The 20,102-nt window shown below is 64.3% G+C and carries 20 protein-coding genes; 10 read left to right on the forward strand and 10 right to left on the reverse strand.

The features are described from left to right. Positions 1 to 31: 31 nt before the first annotated feature. Positions 32 to 346 (reverse strand): co-chaperone GroES, encoded by a 315-nt coding sequence (gene groES / locus ACQR1W_RS32780; protein ID WP_008969797.1) that lies wholly within the window; start codon positions 344 to 346, stop codon positions 32 to 34. 382 nt (positions 347 to 728) lie between these two features. On the opposite strand from groES, the gene ACQR1W_RS32785 reads away from it, so the two are divergent. The 3 genes from ACQR1W_RS32785 to ACQR1W_RS32795 all read left to right on the forward strand — a co-directional run bounded on the left by ACQR1W_RS32785 (position 729) and on the right by ACQR1W_RS32795 (position 3,964). Further along, entirely contained in the window at positions 729 to 1,013 is a 285-nt protein-coding gene (locus tag ACQR1W_RS32785; protein WP_008969799.1) for an usg protein, read from the forward strand. Between the two features lie 232 nt (positions 1,014 to 1,245). After that, positions 1,246 to 1,806, forward strand: coding sequence for a cupin domain-containing protein (locus tag ACQR1W_RS32790; protein ID WP_434854637.1), 561 nt, complete (start codon positions 1,246 to 1,248; stop codon positions 1,804 to 1,806). A 163-nt stretch (positions 1,807 to 1,969) separates the two neighbouring features. Next, positions 1,970 to 3,964 (forward strand): acyltransferase family protein, encoded by a 1,995-nt coding sequence (locus tag ACQR1W_RS32795; protein WP_434854638.1) that lies wholly within the window; start codon positions 1,970 to 1,972, stop codon positions 3,962 to 3,964. A 1-nt stretch (position 3,965) separates the two neighbouring features. Here the strand turns inward: ACQR1W_RS32795 and ACQR1W_RS32800 are convergent, their stop codons facing one another. Next, the gene (locus tag ACQR1W_RS32800) at positions 3,966 to 5,216 is read right to left on the reverse strand and encodes a NupC/NupG family nucleoside CNT transporter (RefSeq protein WP_434854639.1); all 1,251 of its coding nucleotides are present in this window, start codon (positions 5,214 to 5,216) and stop codon (positions 3,966 to 3,968) included. Positions 5,217 to 5,329: 113 nt separating this feature from the next. Here ACQR1W_RS32800 and ACQR1W_RS32805 point away from each other — a divergent pair, with 113 nt between their 5' ends. Further along, the gene (locus ACQR1W_RS32805) at positions 5,330 to 6,556 is read left to right on the forward strand and encodes an MFS transporter (protein ID WP_434854640.1); all 1,227 of its coding nucleotides are present in this window, start codon (positions 5,330 to 5,332) and stop codon (positions 6,554 to 6,556) included. On the opposite strand, the gene ACQR1W_RS32810 is transcribed toward ACQR1W_RS32805, so the two are convergent. Continuing rightward, positions 6,557 to 7,840, reverse strand: coding sequence for a glycosyltransferase family 87 protein (locus tag ACQR1W_RS32810; RefSeq protein ID WP_434854641.1), 1,284 nt, complete (start codon positions 7,838 to 7,840; stop codon positions 6,557 to 6,559). It lies immediately after the preceding gene. A gap of 295 nt (positions 7,841 to 8,135) precedes the next feature. On the opposite strand from ACQR1W_RS32810, the gene ACQR1W_RS32815 reads away from it, so the two are divergent. Further along, positions 8,136 to 8,672, forward strand: a complete 537-nt coding sequence (locus ACQR1W_RS32815; RefSeq protein WP_434854642.1) for an REP-associated tyrosine transposase — start codon at positions 8,136 to 8,138, stop codon at positions 8,670 to 8,672. Positions 8,673 to 8,850: 178 nt separating this feature from the next. Here the strand turns inward: ACQR1W_RS32815 and ACQR1W_RS32820 are convergent, their stop codons facing one another. From ACQR1W_RS32820 to ACQR1W_RS32845, 6 genes are all read right to left on the reverse strand, one after another. After that, positions 8,851 to 9,606, reverse strand: a complete 756-nt coding sequence (locus ACQR1W_RS32820) for an SDR family oxidoreductase (protein ID WP_008969805.1) — start codon at positions 9,604 to 9,606, stop codon at positions 8,851 to 8,853. Between the two features lie 99 nt (positions 9,607 to 9,705). Continuing rightward, entirely contained in the window at positions 9,706 to 10,464 is a 759-nt protein-coding gene (locus ACQR1W_RS32825) for a peptidase (RefSeq protein WP_434854643.1), read from the reverse strand. A gap of 113 nt (positions 10,465 to 10,577) precedes the next feature. Beyond that, the gene (locus tag ACQR1W_RS32830; protein ID WP_008969807.1) at positions 10,578 to 10,988 is read right to left on the reverse strand and encodes a carboxymuconolactone decarboxylase family protein; all 411 of its coding nucleotides are present in this window, start codon (positions 10,986 to 10,988) and stop codon (positions 10,578 to 10,580) included. 235 nt (positions 10,989 to 11,223) lie between these two features. After that, the gene (locus tag ACQR1W_RS32835; protein ID WP_434854644.1) at positions 11,224 to 12,075 is read right to left on the reverse strand and encodes a transglutaminase family protein; all 852 of its coding nucleotides are present in this window, start codon (positions 12,073 to 12,075) and stop codon (positions 11,224 to 11,226) included. A gap of 143 nt (positions 12,076 to 12,218) precedes the next feature. Beyond that, positions 12,219 to 13,163 carry an alpha-E domain-containing protein gene (locus ACQR1W_RS32840; RefSeq protein WP_008969809.1) on the reverse strand — a complete coding sequence of 315 codons (945 nt, stop codon included), beginning with the start codon at positions 13,161 to 13,163 and terminating at the stop codon, positions 12,219 to 12,221. 226 nt (positions 13,164 to 13,389) lie between these two features. Next, positions 13,390 to 14,808 carry a circularly permuted type 2 ATP-grasp protein gene (locus tag ACQR1W_RS32845; RefSeq protein WP_434854645.1) on the reverse strand — a complete coding sequence of 473 codons (1,419 nt, stop codon included), beginning with the start codon at positions 14,806 to 14,808 and terminating at the stop codon, positions 13,390 to 13,392. 226 nt (positions 14,809 to 15,034) lie between these two features. Between ACQR1W_RS32845 and ACQR1W_RS32850 the strand changes: the two genes are divergently transcribed. The 3 genes from ACQR1W_RS32850 to ACQR1W_RS32860 all read left to right on the forward strand — a co-directional run bounded on the left by ACQR1W_RS32850 (position 15,035) and on the right by ACQR1W_RS32860 (position 17,094). After that, on the forward strand, positions 15,035 to 15,772 hold the full coding sequence (locus ACQR1W_RS32850; protein ID WP_434854646.1) for a competence/damage-inducible protein A: 738 nt from the start codon (positions 15,035 to 15,037) through the stop codon (positions 15,770 to 15,772). 42 nt (positions 15,773 to 15,814) lie between these two features. Next, positions 15,815 to 16,336 carry a xanthine phosphoribosyltransferase gene (gene gpt, locus ACQR1W_RS32855; RefSeq protein ID WP_434854647.1) on the forward strand — a complete coding sequence of 174 codons (522 nt, stop codon included), beginning with the start codon at positions 15,815 to 15,817 and terminating at the stop codon, positions 16,334 to 16,336. Positions 16,337 to 16,449: 113 nt separating this feature from the next. Further along, positions 16,450 to 17,094 carry a hypothetical protein gene (locus ACQR1W_RS32860; protein ID WP_434854648.1) on the forward strand — a complete coding sequence of 215 codons (645 nt, stop codon included), beginning with the start codon at positions 16,450 to 16,452 and terminating at the stop codon, positions 17,092 to 17,094. Between the two features lie 92 nt (positions 17,095 to 17,186). On the opposite strand, the gene ACQR1W_RS32865 is transcribed toward ACQR1W_RS32860, so the two are convergent. Next, positions 17,187 to 18,209: a methionine synthase gene (locus ACQR1W_RS32865; RefSeq protein ID WP_434854848.1), complete on the reverse strand. Its 1,023-nt coding sequence runs from the start codon at positions 18,207 to 18,209 to the stop codon at positions 17,187 to 17,189. A 242-nt stretch (positions 18,210 to 18,451) separates the two neighbouring features. Between ACQR1W_RS32865 and ACQR1W_RS32870 the strand changes: the two genes are divergently transcribed. Further along, positions 18,452 to 19,060 carry a 2-hydroxychromene-2-carboxylate isomerase gene (locus ACQR1W_RS32870; protein ID WP_434854649.1) on the forward strand — a complete coding sequence of 203 codons (609 nt, stop codon included), beginning with the start codon at positions 18,452 to 18,454 and terminating at the stop codon, positions 19,058 to 19,060. Next, positions 19,060 to 20,037, forward strand: a complete 978-nt coding sequence (locus ACQR1W_RS32875; protein ID WP_434854650.1) for an NADPH:quinone oxidoreductase family protein — start codon at positions 19,060 to 19,062, stop codon at positions 20,035 to 20,037. The genes ACQR1W_RS32870 and ACQR1W_RS32875 overlap by 1 nt, the downstream gene beginning before the upstream one ends. Positions 20,038 to 20,102 lie beyond the last annotated feature (65 nt).

Below are 20,102 nucleotides of genomic sequence, written 5' to 3' on the forward strand. Positions count from 1 at the left end.
CTCCTCAGGGTGAGCGTGTGCGAGCGGATGATTAGGCGGCTTTCTTCTTGGCGCCGACGTCGGTCAGCACGCCCATGATGTCGCTTTCCTTCATGATCAACAGCTCCTGGCCGTCGATCTTGACCTCGGTGCCCGACCACTTGCCGAACAGCACGCGGTCACCAACCTGGACGTCGAGCGGGACCAGCTTGCCGCTCTCGTCGCGGGCGCCGGGGCCCACCGCGATCACTTCGCCCTGCGAGGGCTTTTCCTTGGCCGAGTCGGGGATGATGATGCCGCCGGCAGTCTTCTCTTCGGCGTCGATGCGCTTGACCACGACGCGGTCGTGAAGCGGACGGAAAGCCATACAGTCCTCCTAAGCTATTGAGGCGATTATCAGTTTCTGGAGATTGGCAGTCGATGCCAGCGAGTGCCAGCCTGCCGGGCAGGACATAGGCGAGAGTTTTGGGGCCGGCAAGGGCTTCTAGCAGAAAAATTAGCAGTCAATCACGCGGTCTGCCAGAAGGTCCGGGCATCGTTAACGAGGCCGGAACGGATCGTGAAACCCAGTATTAGCACCCCCGCTAAGTCGCTGCTAGTGCAGGAAATTTCAACAACCCGTTAAACATTTAGGCTTGTGATGGATTGAAGTCATGCGTCACATTTCTCTCATGTGAGCGCATCTTCACCGGGTGACTCCATCGCAGGTGCCACGCGGGGACAATGCGCTTCCTAAAACGGAGGTTGGCATGGTGTCGAAGGTTGCCGTTTCCGAGGATTTTCGGAAACAGGTCCTGGGTTACGGGCTGACGACGGCGCAGATCCTTTATCGGATGCCGGATCATCCCTCGCTGCTCCAGACCTACGTCTGGCAGAATTACGACCTGTTCCCGAAATTCCCCGCGCTGCAGGACTTCCTAGCGTTCTGGCAGAGTAAGCTCGAAGGGCCACTGTTCTCGGTGACCGTGGCGCATTCCAAGCTGATCAAGCCAGCGGAGCTGCGCGCGGTTGACGGCGTGTTCCGGCTGAACTGAGCCGATATCGCTCTGGCCGTCATCACCCGCCACCGGGTCTCGCCTTTGGCGAGCCCGATGACAGGCTCCGGCGGGTGATCCAGTCTTCCAGAGACGGTCGTGCGTGAACGAGAGGCCGCGACGTACTGGATGCCCCGCCTGGGCGGGGCATGACGGTGGAGATCGTTGATCGATCGACCCACAAACGGCTCAGTGTGCTACCCTCCGCTCAAGGACACGCAGGGAGAGCACGATGGCCAGCAAGAGCCGTGCGAAGAAGCCGGCATCACGGACAGCCGCCAAAGCGGCGACGCGCAAGACATCGCCGCGCAAGAGCGCCAAGGCGAAAGCCAAATCTGCGGCAGCCAAATCCATCGCGCGCCGGCCGCTCCCGCGCAAAGCTGCCGCCGCGCCTGCCGTGCGACGGAAGAAGCAGCGGATCGCCATCAGCCATCATCGCGATGAAGACTTCAAGGCCGATGGGCTGCGCGCCTACGCGCACTACCGCGACCTCGGCATTGCTGACGCGACGCATGGGCTGGCGCGCGCCCATGTGATCCGGCTGCTGCCGCCCTGCAACCCGCAGGAGGTTGCGAAGCTGCACACCCACGACGTCGAATTCCAGATGGTCTATGTGCTCAAGGGCTGGGTGAAGAGCTATCTCGAAGGCGTTGGCGAAACGCTGATGAAGCAAGGCAGCGCCTGGACCCAGCCGCCGCGTATCCGCCACATGATCCTCGACTATTCCGACGACGTCGAACTGCTCGAGGTGATCCTGCCGGCCGACTTCAAAACGGTCGAACTCTCGACGTAAATCGGTCTGAAACAGCTGGAAACATTCGCCCTGCGGTCGCGGCGGCCTGACCGCATGGTGTTTGTCACATCTTTGCCCGGCGTTGTTGGGCGGGATGGGCCCGCAAGGGATGCGATGCCCGCATCGCGTCCGCTGTGGGTTTGTGTCAGGCGTATGCGTTCCGTTGTCGTCAATAGCCGCCCAGTTTCGATCGGTATCCTTCCCAGGCGCGCCATTTCCGGCGGCGCGTCATCTCGACGATATCGCCAGCCCTGGACATCGGGACGATATCGACTGGCTGCGCGCCATCGCAGTCCTGTCCGTTGTCGCCTTCCATTTCGAGACGCCGGGAATCTTCGGCGGCTTCGTCGGCGTCGATATCTTCTTCGTCATCTCCGGCTATCTGATCATCGGCATCCTGCAATCCGAGATCGCGCAGGGCCGCTTCTCCTTCACGGGATTCTATGAGCGGCGGCTGCGCCGGCTGTTGCCGGCGCTCTATGTCATGGTGGTGCTGACCGCGCTGCCGTCATTGCACTTCCTGCTCAACTCCGAACGCGCCGAATTCTTCCGCTCCGCTGTTGCGGTCGTCACCTTCACCTCGAACATCTTCTTCTGGCAGCAGTCGGGTTATTTCGATCGCGCAGCGGTGGAGAAGCCGCTGCTGCACAGCTGGTCGCTGGCGGTCGAGGAACAGTTCTATCTGGTGCTGCCGGTCCTGATCTGGGGCGTGCTGCGGTTCGCCCACGGCCGCCGACTGGTGCTGCCGATCACGCTGGTGATGCTGGCCGTCGCTTCATTCGCGCTCGGTCTCATTTTGATGCGCGACGGCGCGTCCGCGAGCGCCTTCTTCCTGAGCCCGGCGCGGGCGTGGGAATTCCTGATCGGCGGACTGATGGCACTGCCGGGCGTGCCGCAGCCCCGGCCCGGACTCGCGCAGCGGAGCGCACGCGGATTGTCGCTGCTGCTAATGGCGATCCCGATCCTATCGTTGCGGCCAGGGCCCGGCTTTCCCGGCCTCAACGCGGTGGCGCCGTGCCTCGGCGCGGCCATGTTCATCTGGAGCGGGATTGGTGTTGCGAATGTTGCGCGTAGCGCGCTGTCGCCGCTGTCGCTCCCGCAGTTCTTCGGCCGTATCTCCTATTCGCTTTATCTCTGGCATTGGCCGCTGTTCGCCTTTGCGCGCTTCGCGAAGCCCGGCCTCGTGCTCGAGGCTCACGAAAAGGCCGCGCTGTTCGCGCTGACGGTCAGCGTGTCCTACCTGTCCTGGCGCTATGTGGAGCAGCCGTTCCGCAGCCGCAGCCTGGCCGCGACCCCGCGCACCGCTTTCAGCATGGCGGCGGTCGCAAGCCTGCTCCTGCTCCTCGGCAGCATTGCGGCAGTGATTTTCGGCGGCTCCAGCTCGGAGGCCGATCGCGCCGCGGCGCGGCTCGATGCTTACAACGATTACGACATGAAGCCGGTCTATCGCTACGGCACCTGCTTCACGACATCGGATGGACGGCTCGGTGACGCCTGCCTGACTGCGGCGCCCGGCAAAACCAACATCTTGCTATGGGGCGACAGCTTCGCCGCGCATTACTATCACGGCCTCACAGCGAGCCTCGATCTCCACGCCGTCAACATCATGCAGGCGACGCAGCCGGCCTGCATGCCGACGCTGAGCGCGGAGACGCAAGGCCTCGCCTCCTGCCGCGCGTTCGCCGCGCAGATGCGAGACTATTTCGGCGAGCAGAAGCCGGACCTTGTGGTGATGTCGGCGGACTGGCTGGAATATGCCCGGCCGCCGCGCTTTGGCGGCATGATCGCCGATTTGAAGCAGACGATCACGCATCTGAACGAGGCCGGCATTGCCGTTGTCTTGCTCGGTCCCTCATTGCAGTTTCGCGCACGCCTGCCGTCCATGCTGGCGCGCGCGGAGTTGCGCGGGATCGCCGCGACGTCGGAGGAATTCGTGCGCGCTGACATCTATGCGCTCGACCGGATGATGCGCAACGCGCTGCCGGTCGGCGAAGGCCTGTCCTATGTCTCGATTTTGGACGCGGTCTGCCCGGAGCGGCGATGTCCGCTCACCGAACACGGTGTGCCGCTGTCCTTCGATCATGCGCATCTGACTGCGCAAGGCTCGGTCTATATGATGGCGAAGGTCGCGCCGAGCCTGAAGATCCTGCCGCGGTAGCTCAAGTCAGCAGGCCGACGATCGCGCCCATCAGGCAGGTGGTGAGCGTGCCCGAGACGATCGACTTCAGGCCGAGGGCATTGATCTCCTCGCGCCGCGACGGCGCCATGGTGCCGAGCCCTGCGATCATGATGCCGAGGCTGCCGAAATTGGCGAAGCCGCACATCGCATAGAGCATGATCAATCTGGCGCGGGGATCGAGCGCGGCCGCGTCGAGCTTGGACAATTCGACATAGGCGATCAGCTCGTTCAGCACGGTTTTGGTTCCCATCAGGCTGCCGGCCGTGACGGCTTGCGACCAGGGTAGCCCGATCAGCCAGCACACCGGCGCCATGACGAGGCCCAACAGCCGCTGCAGCGAGATGTCGGCGCCGCCGATCGCCGGCAACAGCGACAGGATGGCGTTGGCGAGATGCACCAAAGCGACCAGCACGATCAGCATCGCGATGATGTTCATCAGGAGCTCGAGCCCCGCGCTCGTGCCTTTGACGATGGCATCCATCGTGCTCGCAGCGTCCATCTCGGGATCGGTGAGAGCGCCGCCGGTGAGCTCCTTGGACGTCTCCGGCACCATGATCAGGCTGACCAGGATCGCAGCGGGCGCGCCGAGCACGGAGGCAATGACGAAATGCGCGGCCGCATCGGGGATCAGCGGCGCAAGCAGTGTCGCGTAAAGCACCAGCACGGTGCCGGCGATGCCGGCCATGCCGCCGGTCATCACCAGAAACAATTCGCTCCGCGTCATCTGCGCGAGATAGGGCCGGACGAACAAGGGCGCTTCGACCATGCCGAGAAAGATATTGGCCGCGGTCGACAGCCCTACGGCGCCGCCGACGCCCAGCGTGCGCTCCAGCAGCCAAGCCATGCCGCGCACGATCGGTGGCAGGATGCGCCAGTAGAACAGCAGCGTGGTCAGCACGCTCATCACCAGCACGATCGGCAGCGCCTGAAAGGCAAGGATGAAATCGGCGCCGGGCGCCTTGAGGTCGAAGGGCAGGGCGCCGCCGCCCAGATAGCCGAACACGAAGGAGGTGCCGGCGCGCGAGGCCGCTGAGATCGCGCCGACCGCGTCGTTGATGGTGCCGAAGGCGCGCGCGACCACCGGAACCTTGATCAGGACCACCGCGGTGACCAGCGTGACGACAAGGCCGAGCACGGCCTGCTTCAGCGAGACCGCGCGGCGGTCCTCGCTGATCGCCCAGGCGATCAACAGCAGCGCGACGACGCCGAACGCAGATTGCAGCTGTAGCATAGGTCCCCCGAGTTTGGTCAGTATGAGCAGCCCAGATAGCAAAGCGCAATGCCATGCGCTGACCTCGGGGCTGAAGTTGACAAGGCTCCGGTGCTGGGTCACGCAAACGTGCCATGTCCTCCACCATTCCGATCGGCGCGGGCACGCTGCTCAAGCAAAGCTCGTTCCTGTTCTTCCTGCTCTCCCGCAGCCTGTCGCGCTTCTCCAGCCAGATCGCCGGGGTCGCGATCGGCTGGCAGATCTATGACCTCACGGGACGCGCCTTCGATCTCGGCATGGTCGGGCTGATCCAGTTCCTGCCGACCGCGCTTCTGGTGTTCGTGGCCGGCAGCGCCGCCGACCGCTACCCGCGCAAGCGCGTCGTGCAGCTCTGCCAGCTCGCGGAAGCGCTGACCGCAGTCTACCTGTGCTGGGGCGCCTATGCGGGCGTGCTAACGGAGCTGCAGCTGTTCGCGGCGACCTTCGTGCTTGGCATCACCGGCGCATTCGAGAGCCCAGCGACGGCCGCGCTGCTCCCGTTGATCGCACCCAACGGCAGCCTGCAACGGGCGAGCGCGCTGTCCAGCGGCGCGGCCCAGCTCGCGACCATCATCGGTCCCGCGCTGGGCGGCTTCGCCTATGCGGTCGCACCCGGCCTCGCTTACGGCATCATGGTCGTGTTCTGGCTGCTCGGGATGCTGTTCACCGGCGTCATCGAGGTGCCCGACGACGTGCCGGCGCCCAAGGAGAATGCGACCAATGCCGACTTGTTCGCCGGCGTCCGCTTCATCTGGCAGAGCCCGGCGATCCTCGGCACGATCTCGCTCGACCTGTTCGCGGTGCTGTTCGGCGGCGTCACCGCCCTGCTGCCGATCTATGCCCGCGACATTCTCGAGACCGGCCCACTCGGGCTCGGCATCCTGCGCGCGGCGCCCGCAGTCGGCGCGCTCGCGATGACGGCGGTGCTGGCGCAGCACACGATCAGCCGCCATGTGGGCTTGCGCATGTTCCAGGCGGTGATCGTGTTCGGCGCGGCGACAGTCGTATTCTCGGTCTCGCACTGGATGTGGGTATCGGTCGCCGCGCTCGCGATCCTCGGCGCCGCGGATACGATCAGCGTGGTGATCCGCTTCTCGCTGGTGCAGCTGGCCACCCCGAACGAGATGCGCGGCCGGGTCGGCGCGGTGAACTTCCTGTTCATCAATGCCTCCAACCAGCTCGGCCAGTTCGAAAGCGGCGTCACCGCGGCGCTGTTTGGCACGATGCCCGCCGCCGTGCTCGGCGGCGTCGGCACCATTGCGATTGCGCTGTTGTGGATGAAGCTGTTTCCGGCGCTGCGGGCCGTCGAACGTCTCGAATAGTCAGCCGGTCACGGAAATCGAGGCAGGCGCCGGCAGGGCGGCTTTTGCCGACACAAACAGCCGCCGCAACAGATAGAGCGCGAAAACCGCCGGGATCAGGCCCGGCCCGGGCATCTGCAGGTTGCCGAACAATAGTTGCAGCGCGGGCAGCCAGAAGACGAGCTGTGCCAGCCGCCGGCCGATCGCATCGAGCTTTCCATCCGCCAGCAGAGCGATCGCCGCAGCGGTTAGCGGCAGCACGTCATAGGTGCCCATATAGGGCGACGCACAGATCGTGCAGGCCAGCAGCAGAGCCCTGAGCAGCGCCGGATCGCCGTGCTTGCGATAGCGGAAGGCGGCATACACGGCGGCAACCGCGGCCACTGCCGCAACGGCCTGGATCGCATCCGCCACCTGATCGCCGAGTAGGCCACGGAAGCTCATGAACAGCGTCGCATGATACGGCATGGCGATGCCGCTGGGATCGCGCAACACCTCGCGCATGACGGGCAGCGCTTTCGTGACATAGTCGACCCAGCCCTGCAGCCCGCCGATGGCGACGCTCGCCGCGAACAGCGCCGCCGCCGCAACCGCCGCGGAGGCAATGACGCGCCAGCGGCTAGAGGCGACCAGCATCACCGGCAGCAGAATGCCGAGCTGCGGCTTGACCGTGAGCAGCCCGATCAAGAGCCCGGCGAACGCCGGCCGGCGGTCCAAGAAGGCAAAGCTCGCAAACAATGCGGCCGTGGTCAGGAACGAGCTTTGACCGGACAGAATACACATCAGCGCCGCCGGCGAGATGGCGACCACGAGCAGCGCGCGCCCGTCCGCGAAGCTGCTGCGACAGCCCAGATAGAAGGCGAGCAGGCCGAGAGCGAACCACAGGAGCAGGGCCGGGACGTAGTTCAAGAGCCCGAACGGCGCCATCACCACCAGCGCGTTCGGCGGATTGGGCACGTTCTGCCCGGGGTAGCCGGGGCCGAGCAGCGCGGCGAGCGCATCATTGTAGATTGAGAGATCATAGAAGCGCGACGGATCGGGCGTGAACGCGGCGCGGCCATACATCCAGAAATTCAGGAAATCGCGACCGACCACCAGCGTCGACCCGTCGCGCGGGAAGGGCCAGCTCCACTGGGTGGCCCAGAGAAAGGTAACGAACGTGAAGATGAAAAAGCCGCCGCCGAGCACGGCCAGGCCGCGCAGCATCTCGCGATCGGCCTCATTTGCGGCCGCTGGGGTCATAAGCTCAAGCAGCCGCTTGAGGCGGCTGAGAGGAGCCTGGCCGAGGATGGCTGAGGGCTGCATGGGCACAGCTCGGATCGCGGGACAGCGCCGCGCACGACGTCGCGAGCCTCAGCATCCTAAAAGTTGCCGATTAAGATACCATTGAAGCAACGCGCAAAATGTTCCGTGCGGTGCCCTGATCCGCGGATCGGGTCCAGGCCGCGGCTGAGTCACGCCCGCTCAAATGAGTAGTGAACCCGTAGCCCGGATGAGCGAAGCGATATCCGGGGCGAACAAAGCAGTCTTCATCTTGCGCGTTGACCTGTTGCTGCTGGCGGCCCAGACTAACGGTCGTTATTGAAGCTGGACTTAGCCAATGGTTCGCTATCGGCGCAACTTCGTGCCTGGAGGGACATTCTTTTTCACGGTCACACTTTTCGATCGAAACTCACGCATACTTGTCGACCAGATCGAGGTGTTGCGGGAATCTTTTCGAATCACGCGAAACGAGCGACCGTTTGCAATCGATGCCATTGCGATTCTGCCTGAACATCTGCACGTGCTCATGACTCTTCCGCCGGGAGATGCCGATTTCTCCGGACGATGGCGACGAATAAAAGGGCAATTTAGCAGCGTGCTGCTACGAGCGGGACTGTCAATTCCGCGTCGGAACAATGGAGACCTTGCACTTTGGCAGAATCGGTTTTGGGAGCACACCATCCGCGATGACGACCACTTCGCTCGCCACGTCGACTATATTCACTTCAACCCGGTGAAACATGGCCTCGTAACTCGGGTACATGACTGGCCCTATTCGTCATTCCGACGCTATGTCCGCGAAGGTCTTCTTCCCGAGGATTGGGGAGGCGATGTCACCGAATTGACTGGCGAATTTGGCGAGCGGACCGTTTAGGCATCTCCTCGTCGCAAGTCTTATAACAATTCCCCGGATTTCGCTCCGCTCATCCGGGCTACGCGTTCAGTCGAAGAGACCGGCAGACGCAGCGAGTCGCGCCCGACCGGCCAAGTCAAAGAAATCCGCGCGGGTTGCGCCCGGATGTCGCGTCGCGCATCCGGGCTACGGATGTCCGTCAGCCGCGTCCGACGAACGGCATCTTGCTGGCCATCACCGTGATGAACAGGACGTTGGCATCGAGCGGGAGCGAGGCCATGTAGGCCACGGCGTCGCCGACCGCCTTCGAATCCATGCGCGGCTCCGGCATCATCCGGCCGTCGGGCTGCAGCACGCCGGCAACCATCCGGTCCGTCATCGGCGTCTCGGCATTGCCGATGTCGATCTGTCCGACCGCGATGTCGTAGGCGCGACCGTCGAGATTGGAAGCCCTGGTAAGGCCGGTGATGGCGTGCTTGGTCGAGGTGTAGGCGGCCGAGAACGGCCGCGGCGCATGCGCCGAGATCGAGCCGTTGTTGATGATGCGGCCGCCGCGCGGGTTCTGGTCCTTCATGATGCGGAAGGCGTGCTGGGTGCAGAGGAAGGGCGCGGTGAGGTTGGTCGAGACCACCGCTTGCCATTGGGCGAGCGGCAGATCCTCGAACGGCACTGGCGGCGCGCCCATGCCGGCATTGTTGAACAACAGATCGAGCCGGCCGTAGGTCTCCGTCACCTTGGCGAACAGCGCCGCGATCGAGCCGGGATCGGTCATGTCGGCCGTGACCGGGAGACTCATCCCGGGCTCGCCGAGCTTGGCGGTTTCCTCCAGCATCTCCTTGCGGCGGCCGACGAGCACCACCGTGAAGCCGGTCTTCATCAATGCCAGCGACGCAGCGCGGCCAACGCCCGTACCTGCGCCGGTCACCACGGCGATCTTGCGTCCAGCCTCGGTCATGTTTCCTCACCTTCCATTTTTCTTGGTGTCGATCTTCTTGGTGTCGATCGAGCCTGATCTCTTTCGGAAAAACCGCGTCGCACGTTTCCGGATCATGCTCTACTGCTTCGGTTCGCTCTGGGTCTTGTAGGGCGGACGCGGAATGTTGTTGTGCGCCGCCCGCAGCGCCGCCGACCAGCGCGAGCGCAGGTCGTGGAAATAAGGCTCGCCGGCCTCGATGCGATGATTGAGATCGGCCTCGCAGACATCGGAGCGGACCACCAGCACGTCGATCGGCAAGCCGACGCCGAGATTGGAGCGCATCGTCGAATCCATTGAGATCAGCCCGGTCTTCAGTGCCTCATAGAGCTCGACGTCGTAATGCATGGCGCGGTCGAGCACCGGCTTGCCGTATTTGTGCTCGCCGATCTGCAAATAGGGCGTGTCGGTGGTGCACTCGATGAAATTGCCGGCGGTGTAGACCATGAACAGCCGCATCCGCGAGCCCTTGATCTGGCCGCCGAACAGGAAGGAGACGTCGAAGGTGATATCTTCGGCCTTCAGCGCCGGACCTTCGGTGGCATGGACCATGCGGATGGCCTTGCCGATCCGCTGCGCGGCCTGAAACATGGTCGGAGCATTCATCAAGGTCTCGACCTCGCCCGTGTCAGGGTCCTCGATTCCCTCGGTCAGGGTCGACAGCACCGACTGGCTGATGGCGAGATTGCCGGCGCTCGCGACCGCCACGATCCGTTCACCCGGATTGGAGAAGATGTGCAGCTTGCGGAAGGTCGAGACGTTGTCGAGCCCGGCATTGGTCCTGGTGTCCGCGATCATCACGAGGCCGTCGCGCACCAATATTCCGCAGCAGTAGGTCATGCCCGATCCCCGCACTTGAGAGCCGGAATTACTAGCCAATTTCGGCTGACCGTCCAACCCCCGTATTCCCAGCGTGCACGAACGGGCATGCCGCGTCCTTTACGATCCTCTGTTCAGCCTTGTTCCGGATCGACGAGGAATGCGTCGTCAACCGGCACACCCAAGGCCGTGACGAGCCGGTTCGTCTCGGCAGCCATGCCGACAATGGCAATCATCTCGGCATATTCCGCGTTGCTCATGCCCTTCGCTCGTGCGGCCGCGGTATGAGAATGAATGCAGTAAGTGCAGCCATGGGCGATGGAAACGGCAACGTAGAGCATTTCCTTGACCTTGGGATCGAGCGCACCGGGCGCCATGACCTCTTTGACGCTTTCCCAGGTCCGACGAAGGGTCCTCGGGTCGTGCGCAAGCGCACGCCAGAAGTTGTTGACGAAATCAGACTGCCGCGTCTTGCGAATGTCGTCGAAGACGGCACGCGCCTCCGGCGAGAGTTCATTGTCCGAGAGCAGTTTTACAGTCGCCATGGTCCAGTCCCGCTGGTTTGCCGTCACGCGTGATTGGTATCATACATGACGCAGTCCTGCCCCGCGCCGTTCGCCGCGGATGGCTTGGTGGTCTGCGGGATCAACGATCGCGCGCTTGCGCGGAGGCAAGCCCGCAAGCGGGAGGAGGGAGCGAACCGTCGTTGCGGAAGCAGCACGTGCGATGATGCCGCCGTTCCAGGAGAAAGTGATCCGCGCAAAGGCTGTGCGCCGAAAATTACGACTGCCGCTGCGATTGTGACTGCGACTGGCCGCTGCCGCGGCCGGCCTGTTCCACCGTGACCCTGACGGTCAGGGTCTCCGACCCGCCGCCATAGCGGGTGCCGCGCACGGGTGCCGCGCCGAGATAATCCAGGCCGATGGCGACGCGCACATGCGCGTCGGTCGTGCAGATGCAGTTGGCGGCATCGAAGCCGACCCAGCCGAGATCGGGCACGAAGGCTTCGGCCCAGGCGTGGCCGGCCGCCTGGTGCGCTGCACCATCGGACCGCAGAAAATGCCCGGAGACGAAGCGGGCCGGGACGCCGCCGGCACGGGCGCAGGCAATGAAGATGTGGGCATAATCCTGGCAGACGCCGCGCTTGAGCACGAAGGCCTCTGCCGCCGAGGTGCCGGTGTTGGTCGGATCCTCGTCAAAGGTCATGTGCTCGTTGATCTGCGTCATCAGCGCATGCAGGAAGCCGAGCACGTCGTCCTCGGACTCGCTGCGCAATTCGCGGACGAAGCTCGCCATCGCCGGCGTGGCCGTGGTCAGCGCTGTTGGGCGCAGGAAGAAGCCCGCAGGAAAGCGCTCGTCGGCGCCTCTCAGCACGCCCCCGGTGTCGTGGGTCTCGACCAGCCCTTCGGCGGTGATGGTCAGGTCCTCGATCGCGCCATGCGTGATCACGTGAGTGACGTTGCCGAACGCGTCTTCATGCATCTGGAGGCGCGAATCGGTCGAGACGTCGATCTGCCACTCCGCGACATATTGGCCGTCATGGCTGCCGGGGGTCATCCGGATGATCTGGATGACGCCGGTGGCCGCCGGCTCGTAGCGATAGGTGGTTGTATGCGAGATACGCAGGCGCATAGTCGTGTCCGATGGAATGCCGGTCTATCCATCGTCATGCCTGGGCATCCACGAAGTTTCTCGCCGAGAGGGAAAAGCAAGACGTGGATGGCCGGGACTTCGCCCGGCCATGACGGTGACCAAGAACCTTCACCTTAACTCGATCAGATCAGATACTGCTTGGTGATGATCTCACCAAGCCGCGAATTGTCGGCGATGAACTCCTGGATGAACTCATGGACGCCACGCTGGAAGATATCATCCATATTGGAATGTTCCAGCCGGTTGCGGACGCCGCGGGCATGGCGCTGTGACGGACCCTGCCGGCCATAGGCGACGCCGATCTGGTCGAGATTGCGCACGAGATTGCCGTAGCAGCTCGCCAGCGAGCGCGGCAGGGAGTCGTTGAGGATCAAGAGATCGGCGATCAGCCAGGGTTTCAGGGTCTCGCGATACACCCAATGGTAGGCGGTGAGCGCCGACACCGAGCGCAGGATCGAGCTCCACTGATAGAAATCGAGCGGGCCGCCGACATGCTCCTCCTCGGGCAGCAGGACGTGATATTTCACGTCCAGGATGCGGGCGGTGTTGTCGGCACGCTCCAGATGCAGGCCGAGCCGCGAGAACCAGTAGGCGTCGTTGCGCAGCATGGTCCGGTAGGCCGAGCCGTCGAAGCGCAGCGAGGTTTCCTGCACGAAGCGCAGGAAGCGCGCCAGCTCCTCGCGCGTCTTGGTGCCCTTGCTCCAGACCTCCTGCAGCTCGATCCAGGCCCCGTTGATGGTGTCCCACATCTCCGAGGTCAGGGCTGTCCGCACCGAGCGGGCGTTCAGCCTGGCGGCCTCGATGCAGTTCTTGATCGACGAGGAATTGGACGGATTGAACGAGAGATATTCGACGACGTTATGCTCGTTGGCCTCCTGATAGACCTCGAAGAAGCTGACATTGACGCCGGCCGTCATCAGCGCCGATTCCCACTCATTGGTCTTGCCGATATAGGCGGCGGGAAGCGCGGTGACGCGCAACGTGGCGTCGATGGTGCGGGCGAGATATTCGGCCCGCTCGACATAGCGGGCCAGCCAATAGAGATTTTCGGCGGTGCGCGACAGCATGGGCGGTTACACTAAGCTGCTGAGAAGGTGTGCTCCCTCTCCCCGTCCTGCACGGGGAGAGGGCGGGGGTGAGGGGCAGACGCACGGACGGCGCGCGTGGTGAGGCCTGTACCCCATCACCCGGGTCGCATCTGGCGATGCGATCCGACCTCTCAGCGCGAGCGAAGGTCGCCGCGCCCCCGCAAGCGGGGAGAGGTGAGCAGCCCCCGGGATGTGTGCGTGCCCTCTACTCATCCAGCACCCATGTGTCCTTGGTGCCGCCGCCCTGGCTGGAATTGACCACCAGTGATCCCTCCTTCAGAGCGACGCGGGTCAGGCCGCCCGGCACGATGGTGACGCGCTCGCGGCCGGTCAGCACGAACGGCCTGAGATCGACATGGCGCGGGGCGAGGCCGGAGGCCGTGTAGGTCGGACAGGTGGAGAGTGCGAGCGTCGGCTGCGCGATGAAGCCCTCGGGCTCGCGCTTGAGCTTGTCGCGGAAGGCCTCGATGGTGGCCTTGGTGGCGGCCGGCCCGATCAGCATGCCGTAACCGCCGGAGCCGTGCACCTCCTTGACCACGAGCTCGCCGAGGTGATCCAGCACGTAAGACAAGTCCTGCGGCTCGCGGCAGCGCCAGGTCTGCACGTTCTTCAGGATCGGCTCTTCGTCGAGATAGAACTTCACGATCTCAGGCATGTAGGAATAGATCGCCTTGTCATCGGCGATGCCCGTCCCCACGGCGTTGGCGAGCGTGATGTTGCCGGCGGCATAGGCCGACATCAGCCCGGGTACGCCGAGCGCGGAATCGGGGCGGAAAGTGAGGGGATCGAGGAAGTCGTCGTCGACGCGGCGGTAGATCACATCGACCCGTTTCAACCCTTCGGTGGTACGCATGAAGACTTCATCGTTCTTGACGATGAGGTCGCGCCCCTCCACCAACTCGATGCCGAGCTTGTCCGCCAGGAAGGAATGCTCGTAATAGGCGGAATTGTAGATGCCGGGCGTCATCAGCGCGACAGTCGGCTCGGCCGATGCGCTCAAGGGGGCGACCGAGCGCAGCGCCGCCAGCAGCTCGTCCGGATAGCGCTCGACCGGCGCAACGCGATGGCGGGCAAACAGGTCCGGAAACAGCCGCATCATGATTTCGCGGTTTTCCAGCATGTAGGACACGCCCGAGGGCGTGCGCGCATTGTCCTCCAGCACGATGAAGTCGTTGGCGTCGACACGGACCACGTCGATGCCGGCGATATGAACGTAGACATCGTGCGGGACGTCCTGGCCGTTCATCTCCGGCCGGAACACCGGGTTCTGGAAGATCAGGTCGTCAGGGATGACCTCGGCGCGCAGGATGTCGCGGCCGTGATAGATATCCCGCAGGAACATGTTCAGCGCCTTGACGCGCTGCTTCAGTCCCTTTTCCAACAGCGCCCATTCCTTAGCGGACAGGATCCGCGGAATCACGTCGAAGGGAATCAGGCGCTCCTGCGCCTCCGCCTCGCCATAGACCGCGAAGGTGATCCCGATTCGCCGGAACAGCAATTCGGCTTCATGCCGGCGATATTCCAAGGCTTCCGGCGGCGTGTCCTTCAGCCAGCGGGACAGTTCCTGATAGGCTTGGCGGATGTCGCCGCCCGGCGCGTTCATTTCGTCGAAAGCAAGTGCCATCGATGCCCGTATCTCTCAGCCACAGCCTAGACTGCATGACTCCCGGGGAGAGTAGCAAGGGGCGGGCCAGCGCGATATGCAGCCGTCGGCGGCATTTCGGCGGGCGGCTGGAAGTCCTGCCCGAAAAACCGGCTATAAGATGCTCAAATCGGCGGCATCGCTGTGGGGACGGGATGACATTGGCGACGCAACGGGCCAAAACAGACGACAGTTGCGAGGAGAAATCATGAGCGAGATCGTCACCGCGGGGCTGCTGATCATCGGCGACGAGATTCTGTCCGGCCGGACCAAGGACAAGAACGTCGGCTTCATTGCCGAGTACCTCACCAATCTCGGCATCGACCTCAAGGAGGTCCGGGTCGTGGCCGACGACGAGCCCGATATCATCGCCGCGTTGGACGCGCTCCGGCACCGTTATACCTACGTGTTTACGACGGGAGGGATCGGGCCGACCCACGACGACATCACCGCGGATGCGGTCGCCAAGGCGTTCGGTGTCGGCATCGATCATCACCCGGACGTGGTGGCGCGGTTTCGGGAGCGCTGGAGCGGGCAGGATCTCAACGAGGCGCGGCTGCGGATGGCCCGCATCCCCGAGGGCGCCGAGCTGATCCAGAGCGCGACCATCCTGGCACCCGGCTTCAAGATCGGCAATGTCATCGTCATGGCCGGCGTCCCCTCGATCATGCAGGCGATGATGGACATCGTCGCGCCGAAGCTGAAATCGGGCGTGCGGATGCTGTCGGAGACGGTGCGCGCCAATGCCCGCGAGGGCGATATCGGCGGCCCCTTGCGCGAGATCGCCAAGGCCCATCCCGATACGATCATCGGCAGCTATCCGTTCACCGACGAGGAGCAGAAGCCGAACACCCATCTGGTGGTGCGCTCGCGCGAGCCGGAGAAGCTGTCGGCCGCGATGGCGGCGGTGAAGGAGATGCTCGCCGGGCTGACTGTTTCGCGTTAAAGCGGGATTGCGTTGGGGCCGAGGAACGATGGAACAGACGACATGGCGGACAAGACGTTGAGCGCGGAAGAGCGGGCGGGCCGGGCCTTCCCGGTGTCCTGGGACCAGTTTCACAGGGATTGCCGGGCGCTGACCTGGCGGCTCAATGAGGTCGGGCCGTTTCACGCGGTCATCGCGATCACCCGCGGCGGACTGGTGCCGGCTGCGATCGTGGCGCGCGAGCTCGGCGTGCGCATCATCGATACGGTCTGCATCGCCAGCTATGATCATAACAAGCAGGGCGATCTGACGGTGCTGAAAGGCATCTCCGCGGATACGGCCAAGCTCGGCGGCGGGACCGGGAAAGGCCTGTTGATCGTGGACGACCTGGTCGACACTGGCAAGACGGGGCGCATGGTGCGCGAGATGCTGCCCGAGGCGCATTTCGCCACCGTCTATGCCAAGCCGAAGGGCCGGCCGCTGGTCGACACCTTCATCACCGAGGTGTCACAGGACACCTGGATATTCTTCCCCTGGGACACCGCGCTGTCGTTCCAGCCGCCAATCCGCGACGGGGCGGCGTAGCTCGCTGTCATTCCGGGGCACGCGAAGCGTGAACCCGGAGCCTGTCATCGGGCCGCCTCGCGCGGACCCGTTGGGGCGGCCCGGCATGACGGCGGTGAAAGCGGAGTGTGGGCATGCCTCTGCAAAACCGCGTCACCCCGACCGGCGAGATCATCGCCACGCCGCACCGCGGCCTGTTCACAGGCAATCGCGGCATCATCCATGATCCCGCGACCAAGACGCTGCTCAACAAGCGCTGGTCGAGTCCGGCCTGGCTGACTTGCCTCTGCGAATTCCGTGGCCGCCGCCGCGAGGTGATGGCGCGGCGAAGCTGGACCGAGCTGTTTTTTCTCGACGAGGCCACGGCGCTCTCCGCCGGGCATCGGCCCTGCTTTTACTGCCGCCGCGACGATGCCAACCGGTTTCGTGCGGCCTGGGAAGCGGGCAGTGGCACAAGCGGCCTGCGCGCCTCGGAGATCGACGCGGTGCTGCATCGCGAGCGGTTGGACCGCGGCAAGAAGCGCCTGCACCCGCTGCCTGTCCCTGTCGGCGCGCTGCCCGATGGCACGATGGTGCAGGCCGGAGCGGAGAGCTTCTTGATTGCGCGGGGCAGGGCGCTGCCGTGGTCAGCGGCGGGCTATAGCGAAGCACGTGCCGTGCCCGACCGCGCGATGCTGCTGACCCCGCCGTCGACGTTGCGGGCCATCGCGGCCGGCTACCGGCCCGTGCTGCATCCGAGCGCACGGTACATTCCCTCCCCCCTTGTGGGGGAGGGCTAGGGAGGGGGGTAACCCAACAGCAGTCTTCGTGAAATACTCCCACCCCCAACCCTCCCGGCATGGGAGGGGAGTGCACTGGGCTCCTGGCGCAGCTACGCAAATCTTTGCCGCGCCAGCTTGGCGCCGCTGCCGAGCGCCATCAGCTTGGCCTCGGCGATCTCGCGCCGCATCGGCGCCATGCCGCAATTGGTGGTGGCGATGATGTTTTGCTTCGGCACGTGTTTCCGGACGTCCTCGATCACCTTGCAGACGTCCTCCGCGGTCTCGATCGTGTCGGAGGCGACATCGATTACGCCGGCCTGCACCACCTTGTTCTTCAACAGGCCGAGCAGCTCGATCGGCACCTTTGAATTGCGGCATTCGACCGCAACCTGCTGGATCGTGCTGGCATCGATCGCCGGGAAGATCTCCTCATACTGTCGCCATTCGCCGCCGAGCGTTTCTTTCCAGTCGGTATTGGCCTTGATGCCGTAGCCGTAGCAAATGTGCACAGCGGTGGGGCAGGTCAGGCCTTCGGCGGCGCGCTCCAAGGCCTTGATGCCCCAGTCGCGCACCTCGTCCATGTAGACGTTGAAGGCGGGCTCGTCGAACTGGATCAGGTCGATGCCGTCCTCGTGCAGTGCCTTGGCCTCCTGGTTCAAGAGCTCGGCGAAGGCGAACGCCATCTTGATGCGGTCGCCATAGTAGTTGTCGGAGATCGTGTCGATGATGGTCATCGGTCCGGGCAAGGTGAACTTCAGCGCCCGTGTTGTGTGCGTGCGCGCGATCCGCGCCTCGTCGGCATGGACGCGGCCCCTCAGCCGCAACGGCGCCACCACCTGCGGCACCATCGCCTTGTAGCGATCTTTGCGGATGCCCATCTCGACCTTGTGGGCGAAATCGATGCCTTCGACGCGCTCGAGGAAGCCGTGCACGAAATGCTGCCGCGACTGCTCACCCTCGGTGAGGATGTCGATGCCGGCGTCCTCCTGCAGCTTGAGCGCCAGGATGGTCGCGTCGCGCTTGGCGCGGGCAAGCTCGTCGCCTTTCGACTTCCAGGGCGCCCAGAGCGTGTTCGGCTCGGCCAGCCATTCCGGCTTCGGCAGGGAGCCTGCGATGGTGGATGGAAACAGCACTGCGTTATTCCCGGTCGGTTCCATGGATGGCGTCCTCGAATAGCGGCTTTCTGCCGATGTTGTTGAGCGTCTCTGTGCCATGTCTTATGGTCGGGGTACAGAGAACAAACTCCGGACCGGGGCTCCTCATGGTGAGGAGGCGCTTGCGCCGTCTCGAACCATGAGGCCGGGCCACGTCCTTCGAGACGCGCGGTGCGCGCTCCTGAGGACGAGGAGCAGAACGATAATCGCAGGAAACGCCCATGATCGAATTCTTCTTCGACTGCTCCAGCCCCTGGACCTATCTCGCCTTCCACAACATCGAGCCGCTTGCGAAGGAATTCGGCGCGGAGATCGTGTGGCGTCCGATCCTGGTCGGCGGCATCTTCAACACCGTGAACCCCAGCGTCTACGCCTCGCGGGAAACGCCGGTGCCGCTGAAGACGCAGTACATGCTGAAGGACCTCGGCGACTGGGCGCGTTCGGCGGGACTGAAGATCAAGATGCCGCCGACGGTGTTTCCGGTGAACAGTGTCAAAGCGATGCGCGGCTGCATCTGGCTCGGCAACAGGGATATGGTGCCGTTCGCGCGCGCGGTGTTCGAGGTCTATTGGGGCGAGGACAAGGACATTTCGCAGGATGGCGTGCTGACCGAGATCTGCCTGCGGGTCGGCATCGATCCGCGCGATTTCTTCGACGGCATCGGGCAACAGGCGGTCAAGGATCAGTTGAGGGCGAACACCGAGGAGGTGGTCAAGCGCGGCGGCTTCGGCTCGCCGACCATCTTCATCGATAAGACCGACATGTATTTCGGCAATGACCGGCTGCCGCTGGTGCGCGAGGCGTTGGCGCGCAAGAAGAAGGCGGCCTGATGCCGCGTGCCGTCATCTGCCGCGAGCTCGGCCCGCCCGAGCGGTTGCGGCTGGAGAGCTTTCCATTCCGTTCGCTGCAGCCGGGAGAGGTGCGGGTGAAGATCCGCGCCGCCGGCATCAATTTTCCCGACATCCTGATGTGTGCCGGGGAGTATCAGCTCAAGCCGGAGCTGCCGTTCACCCCGGGCGTGGAGGCGGCCGGCGATATCGTCGAGGTGAGCGCAGGAGTGAACGGCGTCGCCATCGGCGACCGCGTCATCGTGCGCATGCGGTTCGGCGCTTATGCCGATGAGGCCGTGGTCGCAACCGGCCAGCTGACGCCGCTGCCATCGACATTCGACTATGCGGAGGGTGCCACCTATCTGGCTGCTTACGGTACCGCCCATCATGCGCTGGTCGATCGCGCCCGGCTCGCGCCGGGCGAGACCTTGCTGGTGCACGGCGCCGGCGGCGGCGTCGGCCTCGCGGCCGTCGAGATCGGAAAGCTGTTAGGAGCGACCGTGATCGCGGCCGCCTCATCCGAGGAGAAGCTCAGAGTCGCGCAAGCGCGCGGCGCCGATCATCTCGTGCTCTATTCCCGCGAGCCGTTCCGCGACGCGGTTAAGCGCATCACGGATGGTCGCGGCGTCGACGTCGTGTTCGATCCGGTCGGCGGCGAGGTGTTCGAGCAGAGCGTGCGCTGCATCGCCTGGGGCGCGCGGCTGCTGGTGGTTGGCTTCACCGGCGGCATTGGGCTGGCGCGAACCAATCTCATTCTGATGAAAGGAGCGAGCGTGCTCGGCGTGCGCGCCGGCGAGGCGGCCCGCAAGGACCCGGCGCTGGCTGAAAGGCGCATCGCCGCGTTGCTGGACTGGGCCGAAGCGGGCAGGCTGCGGCCGCACGTCTCGCACCGGGTGCCATTTGCGGACTACGCGCGTGCGATGCAGCTGCTACGCGATCGCAAGGCGATCGGCCGCGTCGCGCTGGTGATGGATTAGCGCGACCTGCCTGTACGGAAACGCAGCATCTGCTGCTTAAAATATCAGCGGAGGGGCGGGGGTAA

Source organism: Bradyrhizobium sp. HKCCYLS1011, from assembly GCF_051167795.1.
GTDB lineage: Bacteria > Pseudomonadota > Alphaproteobacteria > Rhizobiales > Xanthobacteraceae > Bradyrhizobium.